This window comes from Pseudanabaena sp. Chao 1811 (genome assembly GCF_027942295.1).
Classification (GTDB): domain Bacteria; phylum Cyanobacteriota; class Cyanobacteriia; order Pseudanabaenales; family Pseudanabaenaceae; genus Pseudanabaena.
In genome coordinates this window covers 1,392,197-1,404,933 of sequence record NZ_CP101416.1, presented here as the reverse complement: position 1 = coordinate 1,404,933, position 12,737 = coordinate 1,392,197, and the positions used below count along the sequence as shown (strand labels likewise).

General features: G+C 42.6%; 12 protein-coding genes. 6 read left to right on the top strand and 6 right to left on the bottom strand.

All coding sequences use genetic code 11. From position 1 onward, the window contains the following. Positions 1 to 18: 18 nt before the first annotated feature. From biuH to acsF, 5 genes are all read left to right on the top strand, one after another. Positions 19 to 702: a biuret amidohydrolase gene (gene biuH, locus NMG48_RS06595; RefSeq protein ID WP_126389215.1), complete on the top strand. Its 684-nt coding sequence runs from the start codon at positions 19 to 21 to the stop codon at positions 700 to 702. 100 nt (positions 703 to 802) lie between these two features. Next, positions 803 to 2,377, top strand: a complete 1,575-nt coding sequence (locus tag NMG48_RS06590) for an ABC transporter ATP-binding protein (protein WP_441339186.1) — start codon at positions 803 to 805, stop codon at positions 2,375 to 2,377. Between the two features lie 50 nt (positions 2,378 to 2,427). Continuing rightward, positions 2,428 to 2,781 (top strand): cupin domain-containing protein, encoded by a 354-nt coding sequence (locus NMG48_RS06585; RefSeq protein WP_271254502.1) that lies wholly within the window; start codon positions 2,428 to 2,430, stop codon positions 2,779 to 2,781. Between the two features lie 53 nt (positions 2,782 to 2,834). Then, positions 2,835 to 3,503 (top strand): cysteine hydrolase family protein, encoded by a 669-nt coding sequence (locus tag NMG48_RS06580; protein ID WP_271254501.1) that lies wholly within the window; start codon positions 2,835 to 2,837, stop codon positions 3,501 to 3,503. Between the two features lie 231 nt (positions 3,504 to 3,734). Beyond that, positions 3,735 to 4,814, top strand: coding sequence for a magnesium-protoporphyrin IX monomethyl ester (oxidative) cyclase (gene acsF / locus NMG48_RS06575; RefSeq protein ID WP_271254500.1), 1,080 nt, complete (start codon positions 3,735 to 3,737; stop codon positions 4,812 to 4,814). 87 nt (positions 4,815 to 4,901) lie between these two features. On the opposite strand, the gene NMG48_RS06570 is transcribed toward acsF, so the two are convergent. From NMG48_RS06570 to rpsT, 4 genes are all read right to left on the bottom strand, one after another. Further along, the gene (locus NMG48_RS06570) at positions 4,902 to 6,155 is read right to left on the bottom strand and encodes an MFS transporter (protein ID WP_271254499.1); all 1,254 of its coding nucleotides are present in this window, start codon (positions 6,153 to 6,155) and stop codon (positions 4,902 to 4,904) included. 357 nt (positions 6,156 to 6,512) lie between these two features. Continuing rightward, positions 6,513 to 8,045, bottom strand: a complete 1,533-nt coding sequence (locus NMG48_RS06565; RefSeq protein ID WP_271254498.1) for a DEAD/DEAH box helicase — start codon at positions 8,043 to 8,045, stop codon at positions 6,513 to 6,515. A gap of 331 nt (positions 8,046 to 8,376) precedes the next feature. Next, on the bottom strand, positions 8,377 to 8,610 hold the full coding sequence (locus NMG48_RS06560; RefSeq protein WP_271254497.1) for a DUF7219 family protein: 234 nt from the start codon (positions 8,608 to 8,610) through the stop codon (positions 8,377 to 8,379). 314 nt (positions 8,611 to 8,924) lie between these two features. After that, positions 8,925 to 9,218 carry a 30S ribosomal protein S20 gene (rpsT, locus tag NMG48_RS06555; RefSeq protein WP_271254496.1) on the bottom strand — a complete coding sequence of 98 codons (294 nt, stop codon included), beginning with the start codon at positions 9,216 to 9,218 and terminating at the stop codon, positions 8,925 to 8,927. Between the two features lie 124 nt (positions 9,219 to 9,342). Between rpsT and NMG48_RS06550 the strand changes: the two genes are divergently transcribed. Continuing rightward, the gene (locus tag NMG48_RS06550; protein ID WP_271254495.1) at positions 9,343 to 10,953 is read left to right on the top strand and encodes a NupC/NupG family nucleoside CNT transporter; all 1,611 of its coding nucleotides are present in this window, start codon (positions 9,343 to 9,345) and stop codon (positions 10,951 to 10,953) included. 179 nt (positions 10,954 to 11,132) lie between these two features. Here the strand turns inward: NMG48_RS06550 and NMG48_RS06545 are convergent, their stop codons facing one another. Both NMG48_RS06545 and NMG48_RS06540 read right to left on the bottom strand, forming a co-directional pair. Then, the gene (locus NMG48_RS06545) at positions 11,133 to 11,432 is read right to left on the bottom strand and encodes a DUF6825 family protein (RefSeq protein WP_126389196.1); all 300 of its coding nucleotides are present in this window, start codon (positions 11,430 to 11,432) and stop codon (positions 11,133 to 11,135) included. A 205-nt stretch (positions 11,433 to 11,637) separates the two neighbouring features. Further along, complete coding sequence (locus tag NMG48_RS06540; protein ID WP_271254494.1) at positions 11,638 to 12,591, bottom strand: NAD(P)H-binding protein; 954 nt, start codon at positions 12,589 to 12,591, stop codon at positions 11,638 to 11,640. Between the last annotated feature and the right edge of the window lie 146 nt (positions 12,592 to 12,737).

The following is a 12,737-nucleotide window of genomic DNA, read 5'->3' as shown; positions in this document are numbered from 1 at the left end:
AAAGTTCATAAATTATTTATGTACGTTAACGCAACTCCCTATCCCTATCCTTATAATGGCGATCTCCGACCAGACAATACTGTACTGATCATCATTGATATGCAGACTGACTTTTGCGGTATTGGTGGTTATGTAGACAAGATGGGTTATGACCTATCGCTGACCAGAGCACCCATTGAGCCAATCAAAAAAGTTTTGACCCTATTTCGGGAAAAAGGCTTTCATATTATTCATACCCGTGAAGGTCATCGTCCCGATTTATCAGATTTGCCAGAAAACAAGCGCTGGCGATCGCAAAGGATTGGCGCAGGAATTGGGGATGAGGGTCCATGTGGCAAGATTTTAGTGCGGGGCGAAGCAGGGTGGGACATTATTCCTGAGCTTTACCCATTGCCCGATGAGCCAATTATTGATAAACCGGGGAAAGGCTCGTTTTATGCCACCGATCTTGATTTGCTGTTAAAACGTAAAGGTATTCAAAATATTATTTTGTCTGGCATTACCACCGATGTCTGCGTACATACGACGATGCGGGATGCCAATGATCGCGGCTATGAATGCCTGCTGCTATCGGATTGTACTGGGGCAACTGATTATGGAAATCATCTAGCAGCTCTAAAAATGATCGAAATGCAGGGTGGTGTTTTTGGTGCAGTTAGTGATTCTGAAGCATTGACTACAGCAATTAAACAAAATTTCTAGTTGAATTAAAAAAATGTGCTAAGTATGCGCCGCTATGGAAAAACCGATGCCTGATGATCTTGAAAGTGATCTTGCTGATAATCTGGTTGTAGAAGAATCTATGAAAGAGTCGATTCCACCCGTGACTATTCCATCTAGTGTTTCGGCTGACGCTTTGCGATCGCATCTACCTCCAGAACTAGAGCTAGTAAATATTTCCAAGAAATTTGGCTCTTTTACCGCAGTAGATAATGTATCGCTGAAACTTGCCCCTGGAACTTTTCACGCGCTACTTGGTGAAAATGGTGCAGGTAAAAGTACTCTGGTCAAATGCATCATGGGATTTCATGCGGCGACCCACGGCGATATTTTGATTAATAAGCGATCGCGAGATATTAACAGTCCTCGTGATGCCTATGGCTATGGGATTGGCATGGTGTATCAGCACTTTACGGTTGTACCAGCTATGACTGTTGCCGAAAACCTTTTGCTAGTCAGACCAGACACCCCAACGATCATTAATTGGAAAGAGGAATACGAAAAATTAGATGCCTTCATGGCATCCGCCCCATTCAAAATTGATTTAAATACTCCTATTTCCCAACTAGCGGCTGGTCAAAAGCAGAAACTAGAAATTCTCAAACAACTGTATCTCAAGAGTCGGATTCTCATTTTGGATGAACCAACTTCTGTATTAACGCCTCAGGAAGCTGATGAAGTACTTGGACTTTTGCGTGAAGAAGTAACCGCAGGACGCTTGAGCGTACTGATGATCAGCCATAAGTTCCGCGAGATTACTGCCTTTGCGGATAATGTTACCGTTCTGCGTAAGGGTAAATTTGCAGGTACTGGTTCCACCAAAGAGCTATCAGTTGCCGATATGGCGGCGATGATGCTCGGTGAAGCTAAAGAAGCTCGTCAAGTTGCCAAGACTGAAGTTACTGCTGAAAATATCGTTCTTGATGTGCGGAATATCCATGCGGATAAGGACAATGGTCTAGAAGCCGTTGCAGGTGTAGATTTACAAATCAAGAGTGGTGAAATTGTCGGGATTGCAGGAGTCTCAGGCAATGGACAACGCGAATTTGTGGAAGTTCTCTCTGGACAAAGAACTCCCACATCTGGCGAGATTTTTGTCAATGGCGATCGCTACTATGCAACCCGCAAGGAAATGTATAGCCATCAAGTATTTTCACTGCCTGAAGAGCCTCTACGCAATGCCTGTGTTCCCCATATGAGCGTTGCCGAAAATTTGGCGTTACGCACCTTTGATCGTCCACCTCAAGCTAAAGGTGGGGTTCTGCTCCTATTCAAGGCAATTCGTGAAACTGCCAAAAATTTGATTAAAGTCTTCTCAATTAAAACTCCTTCACCTGAAACACCTGTGGGCAATCTCTCTGGTGGAAATGTGCAACGTACTGTCCTTGCTAGAGAACTTTCCGCAGAACAAATCAAGCTGCTCATCGTTGCCAACCCTGTCTTCGGTCTAGATTTTGCTGCCGTCGAGTATATTCACAATCAAATTGTGGAAGCTCGTAATCGTGGTGTTGCCGTGTTACTAGTTAGTGAAGATCTCGATGAGATTTTAACCCTGAGCGATCGCATTTTAGTGATGAGCGATGGTAAGTTTGTCTATGAAAGTACCAGTGCTAAAGCTGATCTTGCTGAGATCGGTCAGAAAATGGCGGGACATTAATCCACTTTTTTGCGGGAACTTCGCACCCGCAAAAATAACTATAAAAAACGATGATTATTAATCAACAAGTTCGGGTATTTCCTGAACTACTTACTCGTGACCATTACGACGATTTACCTTGGGAATCCTTTCGCAAAGGAGTCGAAATTTATCCTTTATATAAAAATGATATGGGCGCTAGTGCCGCTTTGCTACGCTATGAGGCAGGTGCGAAAGTTCCCCACCATTCCCATTCAGGATATGAACATATATTTGTGCTGTCAGGTTCGCAATCCGATGCTAATGGTAAGTACACCAAGGGTGCTGTCATCATTAATGCTCCCAATACGAGTCACCAAGTCTCTAGCGAAGAAGGCTGTGTGGTCTTAATTGTTTGGGAAAAGCCTGTAATTATTAACGAATAACTTTGAATTTTCGGATTGAGTGCCACACCTAAAAAATCTACTAGGAGAAAAGTATGTCTGCGATCGCTGCTCAACCCTACGATTATGAATTACCAACTGAGAGTAAAGTAGCCCTTGTCATCATTGATATGCAAAGGGATTTTCTAGAACATGGTGGCTTTGGTGATGCACTAGGAAATGATGTCACCCAATTACAAAGCATCGTCCCAACTGTCAAGAAACTATTAGAGATCTTCCGATCGCTAAATTTTCCAGTCATTCACACCATCGAGGCTCATGCGGCTGATCTCTCCGATTGCCCTCCTTCCAAACTCAATCGCGGCAAAGGAGGCCTCAAAATTGGTGACAAAGGCTCTATGGGCAGAATCTTAATCGTCGGTGAAGATGGGAACAATATTATTCCTGAACTTACACCCTTAGAGAATGAAATTGTGATTGTGAAGCCGGGGAAAGGCGCTTTTTGTCGCACTAATTTGGAAGAGATTTTGCAAAAAGAAAATATTACCCATCTTCTCTTTACAGGCGTTACTACTGAAGTCTGCGTGCAAACCACTATGCGCGAAGCCAATGATCGTGGCTATGAATGTCTATTGATCGAGGATGGAACCGCCAGCTATTTCCCCGAATTCAAATCTTCAACTATCGAAATGCTCCGCGCCCAAGGGGGGATTATCGGTTGGACTGCTCATGCTGATGCTGTAATTGCCGCATTATCAGCTTAGCAATTTCGTACTTGCTTAGAAGCGATCGGCGATGAAGTAACTACCAGATAAACTTATGTTCAAATAACCTGATAAGGCATCTTGCTTAACGCTTCTTAACAAGCAAACCTTATTTCTAGATATAACTACCCATAAACTAAACACTAGTCGTAAAATAGGCAGTTATATAGGTATATAAACTGCAATTTATCAGCAAAATCTTCTAGCAGAATTTAAGAAAACGCACGAACTATGGTAGCTACTCCTTCTAAACCCGATGTAAGCCAGTCAACCCAACAAAAGGTTAACGGGACTGGCAGACGCGAAACAATCCTCACCCCACGCTTCTATACCACTGACTTTGAAGCGATGGCAAATATGGACATCTTTGACCTCAAGCCAGACTATGAAGCGATCCTCGAAGAGTTCAAATTTGACTATAACCGTCGCCACTTTGTCCGTACTGCTGATTTTAACCAAAACTGGGATCACATTGATCCTAAGGTAAGAGAGCATTTCCGTGTCTTCCTCGAAGGTTCTTGCACATCTGAATTTTCAGGATTTTTGCTATACAAAGAAATTGCCGTCAAAATTAAAGATAAAAATCCTCTGATGGCAGAAATTTTTAGCCTGATGAGTCGTGATGAGGCACGTCACGCTGGTTTCTTAAATAAGGCGATGCCTGACTTTGACCTGCAACTTGACCTTTCGACCCTATCGAAAACTAAGAAATACGTCTACTTTGCACCAAAGTTTATTTTCTACGCTACCTATTTATCTGAGAAGATTGGCTACTGGCGCTACATCAAAATTCACCAGCATTTCCTCGCTCATCCTGAATATCGCATCTACCCCATCTTCAATTTCTTTGAAAACTGGTGTCAAGATGAAAGCCGTCATGGAGATTTCTGTAGCTTATTACTTCGCAGCGAACAGAACAATATCAAAGGTATTAGAGCAAATCTTTGGAGTAAGTTCTTCTTACTATCAGTATTTGCCACCATGTATCTGAATGATATTTGCGTGCGTAATGAATTCTACGAGTCCATCGGTATGGATACTAGAAAGTATGTCGATGAAGTTCTCCGTGAAACCAACCGTGATGCCGCTAAGGCATTTCCTGTAATTATGGATTTGGATAATCCTAAATTCTGGTCTTGTCTCAAGAAGTGCGAAGAGAACAACGCCAAGCTCACGAAGATTGATGAATCCAATGCACCAGAATGGATGAAGAAGATTCAAAAACTCCCCTATCTTGCTAACAATGGTCTTCAGTTCTTGACCATGTACCTACAACCATCTATTCCTGCGCCAAAGGGAGTAGTTCTCTAATCAAAAAGAGAGATAATGCTTTGCATCATCTCTCTTTTTTGCTAATGCACCATGCAAAGTATGGTGCATTATTTTTTAGCTTATTTGTTAGGCATGAGATACTACGCCTTTGATGGCATAGCGATCGCGAGTCTGTCCGATCGCGAATTTAAAAGATTCAGCAACGGTTTGATTAGACTGTGTTGCAAAAATAAAGAATCCTAGTATACACAAGCCTGTAGCGATTCCAAAGATATTGGTGATACCGACAAATGCAATCAGTTTGCCCATAATAGGTCCCGCAACTGCGATACCAACATCAAAGCCAACCCATGTCATGCCAAAGACATAGCCACGCTCTTGGGGAACTGTGCGATCGGCAAGCAAAGCCACAATGGCAGGAATCACAATTCCTGAACCGATACCTTCAGCAATTCCTGATAACAGGAACTCATAACTTTGCGTAGCAAAATAGATTAACCCCATTGACAGAGCATAAAATAAGATGCCAATAGAGATGAAGATTCCTCGTCCCCATTCATCGCTAAGCCGCCCCACAGGAAAACGAATGATAAATCCCGACAAGGCCGCAGCCATGTAAAACAGACCCGCATTAAGCGGAATTTGCTTTTGTTGCATTAGTAGAGGCATAAAAGAACTGAGCGTTCCAAAGGCTAATCCCACTAGTAACAGAACCGTAGAAGGAACTCTCACTCTAGGATTAAGAAAAGTCTGCCAAAATCCTGCTTTATTCATTGATTTGGAGTTGCCTTGGCGATCGCCCTCTTTGCTAATCTGCACTGTCAGTAATAATCCTGCTAATGCTAACAGTGAAGCTGTTACAAAGAGTGGTTGATATCCCCAAGCTTCCTGCATTAACCCACCCATGGCTGGACCAATAGCTAGTCCGAGTGGATTAACTAAGCTCATGTAACCAATGATTTCACCACGATTTTCAATGGGTGCGAGATCGGCAACTAAGGCACTATAACTAGCGGCAAAGGCAGCAATGCTAATGCCATGAACTGCTCGAAAGAAAATCAACAAAGGGATAGAAGGTAACAAGGCATAGCATAGGGGAACTATGGCTGCCACAATTAAACCCACGCGCATCGTGTAGACTCTGCCTCTACGATCCGAAAGTCTACCTAAATAGGGACGGAAAATGAGTAAACCGATCGCAAAGGAACCCATAACAATCCCAATTTGGTCATAGGAATGCGTTAAGGTACTGATATATAAAGGAATAGTTGGCAATTGGGATGCCATACTTGACCAGAAAAATAGTCCTGCCAAAAAAACCGCAGTCAGATTTTTGCGAAGGTCAGTGTCAAGTTTAGAAAAGGTATTTAAGGACTGCATGTTCTCAAGATGACCACTAAATGATCATAAAAAATATGGAACCCAAGCAATTTGCAAGAACTCCATTTCAAAGAAGTTGACACAAATGACTTGGGCTGTGATTAGATATAGCGGTTTTTAATTTGACTACAGCAAAATAAAAACTCGAAACTCTTACTAGGATTTATCTTTTGTTTTCCAATGAATATGTACTCATTGGAAAACCGCTATATTTATGATTATCTCTTAAATTCTAGATGGGCAATATCAAGCGATCGGGTGAATTAGTTCCATATCAAAAGCTTTGATTCGGTTATAGGCAATGCCTAGCACTGCCTATAACAATAAAGAACTTCACTATCAAATTGTGATTGATTTCTAGTATTTAACTGGAGCTGAAGAACGATCGCGAGAAGGGCGACGGGAATCATAGCCACCATCACGACCACCGCCATCACGATTGCCACCAGAACGACCACCGCCATCACCGCGATAACCGCTTTGACCACGCTTGATCGGTCTACCACTGTTGTAAGAACCACCATCACGATCGCGATCGCGTCCAGAAGGACTGTGAGGCTGTTTCGCCAAGACTTGCAATGCAGCTTGCTCAGCTTTATCGGATTGCAATTGGGTATAGGCGAGTTGCAACGCAGCAGCAGCGATCGCTTGAGGATCATAATCCTCAACCAATTGCGATACCAAAGGTAAGAAGGAAGCTAAACGCTCACCAGTCAAAGCTTCGAGGATTTGCTCAGTAAAGCGACCAATGCGGCGTTCCTGAATCTGAGCAACGTTAGGCAATGGCTGTGGAGGAAGTGGCATACCAACTTGCTGTTCCAATTGACGCAACTTGTAGCGCTCTTTTCCAGAAATCAAGGTAATGGCAATGCCTTTCTTGCCAGCACGACCAGTCCGACCAATGCGGTGAACATAGCGTTCAGGATCATCGGGAATATCAAGGTTAAATACATGAGTCAAACCATCGATATCTAGCCCACGGGCAGCAATGTCAGTTGCGACAACCCAACGTACCTGTTGGTTACGAAAACGGCGCAATAGATTTTCGCGCTGAGACTGCGAAAGATTACCGTGATATTCATCAACACTATGTCCAGAGGATTGCAGAATCTCAGTTAAGCGACTTGCGGAATCCTTAGTACGCACAAAGATAATTGCCGAAGTTGGAGCTTCATATTCCAATACAGGTAATAGAGCCTCTTCCTTAGTCAAGTGATAAGGAACCAAATAAATCTGTTGATCAATGCGAGTAGGCGTAGAATCTTGAGTCTCGACTTTGACAGTTACAGGTGATTTCAAGAAGTTCTTTACCAAACGCTTGACCGCAGGTGGCATTGTTGCAGAGAAGAAAGTGCTTTGTTTGGTTGAAGGAGTTGTTACCAAGATTCTTTCGACATCTTGAATGAAGCCCATATTGAGCATTTCATCAGCTTCATCTAAAACAAACCAAGCTAGTTTGTCTAGTTTGAGCTTGCCACGTTCCATCAAGTCGATGACTCGACCGGGAGTACCGACAACAACATGAACGCCACGATCCAACTGAATCATTTGGCGATCGATTGCGGAGCCACCATATACAGTGAGAATTTTTGCGCCGGGCTTTGTATTAAAGCTACGCAAAGCCTGTCCGACTTGAATCGCCAATTCGCGAGTGGGTGTCAAAATCAGGGCTTGTAAAGAGTCGTCATTGAGATCCAAACGTTCCAAAATTGGCAAAGCAAAAGCAGCAGTTTTACCAGTACCAGTCTGGGCTTGACCGAGTACATCTGCGCCTGCGAGTAATTGGGGAATTGCTTGTTCTTGAATAGCTGTAGGCTCTGTAAAGCCAATGGATTCGAGCTTAGCAACTCGCGCTTCTGAAATACCGAGAGAAATAAAAGATGAGGGCATTGATGATCCTAAGATTTGCAGCAAATTTGTTCTAAGAACAGTTCGCCTATTCTGCCAATCGCACACGATAAACAATCAATAACAAAGCCGAAGGACATCTCTGCCCTAAATTTTAAGCGGTTTAAAAAGAGCTTTTTTATGAAAACTTCAGCTTCCAAAGATTAGATTGCTTTGGATAGTCATGCAATGGGAGAAATCAGCAAAATGAAGTTACTTATTTCTAGTATAAACCTATGTTAAAGATTGTAAACAATCTTTTCGAGGATTTATACCTATGGTAAGGGTTGATTGGAGACTATTGTCTCCAATGAGGATGACTTTCAATCGAGAATCAGTCATCAGCTAAGAGATTTTTTTTGGATTGATCTAATTCTGTCCACAGATCCTTAATCTGTTTGTACGCTTCGTTTGGTGATATCTTACCACCAGTTTCTAAGGCACATATGATTGAGACGCGATTCGTAAATTCTTGTAGATTAGCATTAAAAGCTAAATTCTCTGGGGAAAATTCGCCTCTATAACTAGGCATAGGGTTTAGAAACCGATCTTTGTCAATATTAGACATGGGCATTTAGCCAATAGGTGTAAGCGGGACAGGCTGAGAAGATCTCAAGATCGCAGACGGATGCAGATGTGGGGAAAAGCGATTATTCTGCAACCTGCCCGAATACGCAGGTCATCAACAAAATGTTATCAGACCATCATCTAAGTTGATCAATCTCAAATCATTACCAAATTAATCATAGCAAATTCATATTAAGAGGCTAGTAATCTAGACTACTCAAATACAATTTAATACTGTGTTTCCAGCAGCGATTAATTGCAATTGCTAATGATCATGCAACATTTAGTGCTTAATGCTGATTAAGACAATAGGGCTTACTTGGTAGCAGTAGCTTTATTATAGGCAACTGCGAGTTTTGCTTTGCGACGTGCGCCTGTGTTGCCATGTAACACGCCACGCTTGACAGCGCGATCTATTTTGCTATAGGCAAGAGACTGTTTTGCATTCACTGCTTCTAAAGCCTCAGGCGTAGGATTTGCCTTATAGGTATCGACCGCTTCTAAATAGCTTTTAATTAGGGTCTTGACGGCTGACTTATATGATCTATTATGCAGACGGTTGCGCTCAGCGATCTGAATGCGCTTTTTTGCGGACTTGATATTTGCCACAGTTTATTCCTTTAACGAAATGACATGGTTTAAAGCATTTATCATCGTAACATTTTGATTAGATTTTGCAAGTATAAAACCAATTTACTTTTTAATCTTTGACTAATCTCTTCCTCAAACGCCAATGACCTATCTGAATTTTGTTTCTTTTTTCGGCATTTTTGGCTTGTGCTTTGTGGCTTGGATCTTTTCTGAGGATCGGCGGGTCATTCCTTGGCGCGTCATTATCTGGGGCATCGGCTTGCAATTAGTTCTAGGATTTTTTGTATTTCAGCTACCTGCAACTAGAGACTTGTTGCAGAGATTTAGCGATTTGCTGAATGCTTTATTTGACTCGGCAGACACTGGCGCAAGATTTGTCTTTGGACGCTTGTTTGTGCCACCGACAGGACAGGAGCCTTATGCATTACTCCCTGTCAAGCCTGATGGCACTTGCGCCCCCGGACAGGTTTTGCTGGATGATCTCACGACTGCGGCAAATAATGCGGTGAAGTACTGCACGACAAATCGTTTGTCTTATGTGTTTGCTTTTCGTGCCTTGCCTGCGGTGATATTTTTCTCAGGGTTTATGGCTTTGCTGGAAAATATTGGAGTCATCCAGATTATTGTGAATATTTTTGCCAAGCTGTTTTTCTGGACGATGCGTTTGAGTGGTGCAGAGGCTCTCAGCGGTTCAGCGAATATTTTTGTGGGTATTGAAGCAGCGATCGTAGTTAAGCCTTACTTACCCAAAATGACTCGCAGTGAGTTATGTGCAATTTTAGCTTGTTGTTTTGGGACGGCGGCTTCTTCGACCTTGGCAATTTATACGAGTTTTTTAAAGCCAGTTTTCCCCAATATCCTCGGTCACTTAGTTTCAGCCTCAATTATTGCGATCCCCGCTTGCTTTGTATTGTCGAAAATCCTTGTGCCAGAAACGGAAGTCCCCTTAACGATGGGGGGAATTCCTAAGGAAGATAAGTCAGCTAAGCCCAAGGATGAGGGAGAGCTAGAAAATGCTGGCGGCGAGACGATGAAGCGCATGAGTCCGATGGATGCCACGATTATTGGTGCTTTGGACGGTTTGAAGATGGCAGCATCGATCGCTGCAATTTTGATTTTGATCGTTGGCTTAGTGGATCTGATCAATCAAATTTTTGCTTCACTGGCTACTGTCAGCGATATTTTCAAAGTGATTAATCTCCCCAATATTCAAGGGGCTTTGTTTTATCCTTTGACTTTGCTCACAGGCGTATCTTTGGATGATTCTTGGACAGCTTCGGTAATTATTGGTCGCCGCTTGTTAGAGACAGCGATCCCCCCCTATCAGGCTCTAGCTCAAGCATCAAAGGATGGACTGATTAGCGATCGCACTGTGATTATTGTCAGCTATGCCTTATCAGGATTTGCTCACCTTGCGTCAGTTGGTATTTTCGTGGGTGGCACGATCGCCTTGATCCCATCGCGTCGGCGTGATATTTCGGATTTGGGTTGGAAGGCTCTATTTGTTGGCACATTAGCAACGATGATGATTGCTTGTATTGCAGGGGTGTTTGATGATGGCAGTCCTAGTATTTTGGGAGAGAAGAAAAAAGCTGATCCAGCACAGGTTAAACCTGCGGCGACAGTTTCTCCTAGTGCTACCCCTTCAACTTCACCTAGCACCTCTCCAAGTCCATCTCCTAATTCTCCAAATAGTGCTACTCCCTCCGCTTCACCGACTTTTTCTCCCAAAGCGTCACCTTCATTACGCTAAAACAACGTCAATTCGGGTTAAGTTGGCAAATTTTAAAATCCCAAAAGTAAAAGCCTTGCTAAGCAAGGATTTTACTTTTGGGATTTTAGAGAGGGTTTACGTAGCAAACCCTCTCTAAAATCCCAAACTCACGTTAAGACAAAAAAGCCTCGCTTTGCGAGGCTTTTTTGTTAGTTTTTTTAGCGATCGCGATATTGTTGGAGTTCTGATTTTAAGTGAGCAATTTCAGCACGGAGATTATCAATAGTTTCTTGCAATTCATCGGGAGCAATATCGCTATCTTCAGTAGTTACGTTTCCCTTTTGCTGCTCAGCTCTTTCGAGAACTGTTTCCACAAAGAGACGGATCTGCTCCTTTTGTTCAGCATCGAATTTACCTAAGGCACTTAGGGCATCGGTTACTGTTTCTTCAATGCGATCGATCACAGCTTCAGCAGTGGCTCTACCAATAAAGAAAGCGTCTAATGGTGATTTGCTCATAAATGTTAATGATTGGATCTAAATTATTAGGGATTAGATTTAGTTAATAGTTCCCACTGGTCAATCAAAAGTTGCTGGTAAGCTGTTTCTCTAATTGCCATCTAAAGAATATAGCAACAAAGTCAAGAATTAGAAGGTGTGGTAAACACACAATACTTTGTAGAAAGCTTTAATTTTGCCCATGACAGAATTAAAGTTTCTATAACTAAAAAGGAGCTTTAATTTTTGGCTCTTTATAGTCTAACTCCTTCAGCTTTTTGAGAATGCGGCTAAAGTATTCCTGCATATAGGATTCAAGGGTAGTCATGTCTTCCTCTTGCAAACCAAAAATTTTGTAGGTCTCGGTCATATCGGCATCAAGGGGAATACCACTAGCAAGAACTTCGGCATAGGTCATGCGCTCGGCAAAGCTCCAACCCCATTCAAATCCAAGGGCAACTTTACGGGCAAAGCGTAATAAACCAAGGGGCATATTGGCAGTTCTGCGGGTGCGTCCCGACATTCTTTCGCAGAGTTTGATGATTTCGCTGGGCTGCCATGCTTTAGGTCCTGCGATCGCAAAGGATTGACGCTCAGTTTCTTTAACTTCTAGCGCTCGAATTGCAAATTTGGCGATATCTTGAGTATTCATGTAGGCGATCGGTGAAGATTCACCACCAATCCAGATAGTTTGATTTTCGAGGATGGGAATTGCATATTCACCAATCAAGTTTTGGAAAAATCCACAGGGTCTGAGGATGGTGTAGTTAAGATCAGTAGAAGCAAGAAACTTTTCTGTACAGTTCTTGATATCCATTAATGGCACATTGGGATATTTCTCTGCATTAAGTATAGAGAAAAATACAAAACGTTGAATGTTTGCCCGTTCAGCGGCTTGGATCAATGACACTTTGCCTTGCCAATCGACATCTCTAATTCTTAGAGATCCAGTTGCCCTAGTTGTGGCTGCATCAATGATCTCAGTGACCCCCTCTAATGCGTCATCGATACTTTCAGGCTTCATGAGATTGCCTGCGACTAGCTCTGCGCCCCATTCTCTGAGGAAGCCTGCTTTCTTAGGATACCGCACAAAACATTTAACTTTTAGCCCCCGATCTAGTGCATGACGGGTTATTTGACGACCTAGTGTACCTGTCGCACCTACGATCAGTAAGCTCATAAAATTTTTTTATAAAAATGACTTTGTAAACATATATAAATCTAACAGATATTTGGTGACATCTTTTGGTAGGCGATATTAGCAATTGCTATATCTGACCGTAGGTAGAGTTAGGGGCAAAACGATCTAATTCTGGGGTAGTTGGT

Excerpts from the sequence above, each read along its gene's own strand:
- NMG48_RS06585 (WP_271254502.1), top strand. The coding sequence starts at position 2,428 with ATGATTATTAATCAACAAGTTCGGGTATTTCCTGAACTACTTACTCGT.
- NMG48_RS06550 (WP_271254495.1), top strand. The coding sequence starts at position 9,343 with ATGACCTATCTGAATTTTGTTTCTTTTTTCGGCATTTTTGGCTTGTGC.
- NMG48_RS06570 (WP_271254499.1), bottom strand. The coding sequence starts at position 6,155 with ATGCAGTCCTTAAATACCTTTTCTAAACTTGACACTGACCTTCGCAAA.
- biuH (WP_126389215.1), top strand. The coding sequence starts at position 19 with ATGTACGTTAACGCAACTCCCTATCCCTATCCTTATAATGGCGATCTC.
- NMG48_RS06565 (WP_271254498.1), bottom strand. The coding sequence starts at position 8,045 with ATGCCCTCATCTTTTATTTCTCTCGGTATTTCAGAAGCGCGAGTTGCT.
- NMG48_RS06580 (WP_271254501.1), top strand. The coding sequence starts at position 2,835 with ATGTCTGCGATCGCTGCTCAACCCTACGATTATGAATTACCAACTGAG.
- NMG48_RS06540 (WP_271254494.1), bottom strand. The coding sequence starts at position 12,591 with ATGAGCTTACTGATCGTAGGTGCGACAGGTACACTAGGTCGTCAAATA.
- acsF (WP_271254500.1), top strand. The coding sequence starts at position 3,735 with ATGGTAGCTACTCCTTCTAAACCCGATGTAAGCCAGTCAACCCAACAA.
- NMG48_RS06545 (WP_126389196.1), bottom strand. The coding sequence starts at position 11,432 with ATGAGCAAATCACCATTAGACGCTTTCTTTATTGGTAGAGCCACTGCT.
- NMG48_RS06560 (WP_271254497.1), bottom strand. The coding sequence starts at position 8,610 with ATGTCTAATATTGACAAAGATCGGTTTCTAAACCCTATGCCTAGTTAT.
- NMG48_RS06590 (WP_441339186.1), top strand. The coding sequence starts at position 803 with ATGAAAGAGTCGATTCCACCCGTGACTATTCCATCTAGTGTTTCGGCT.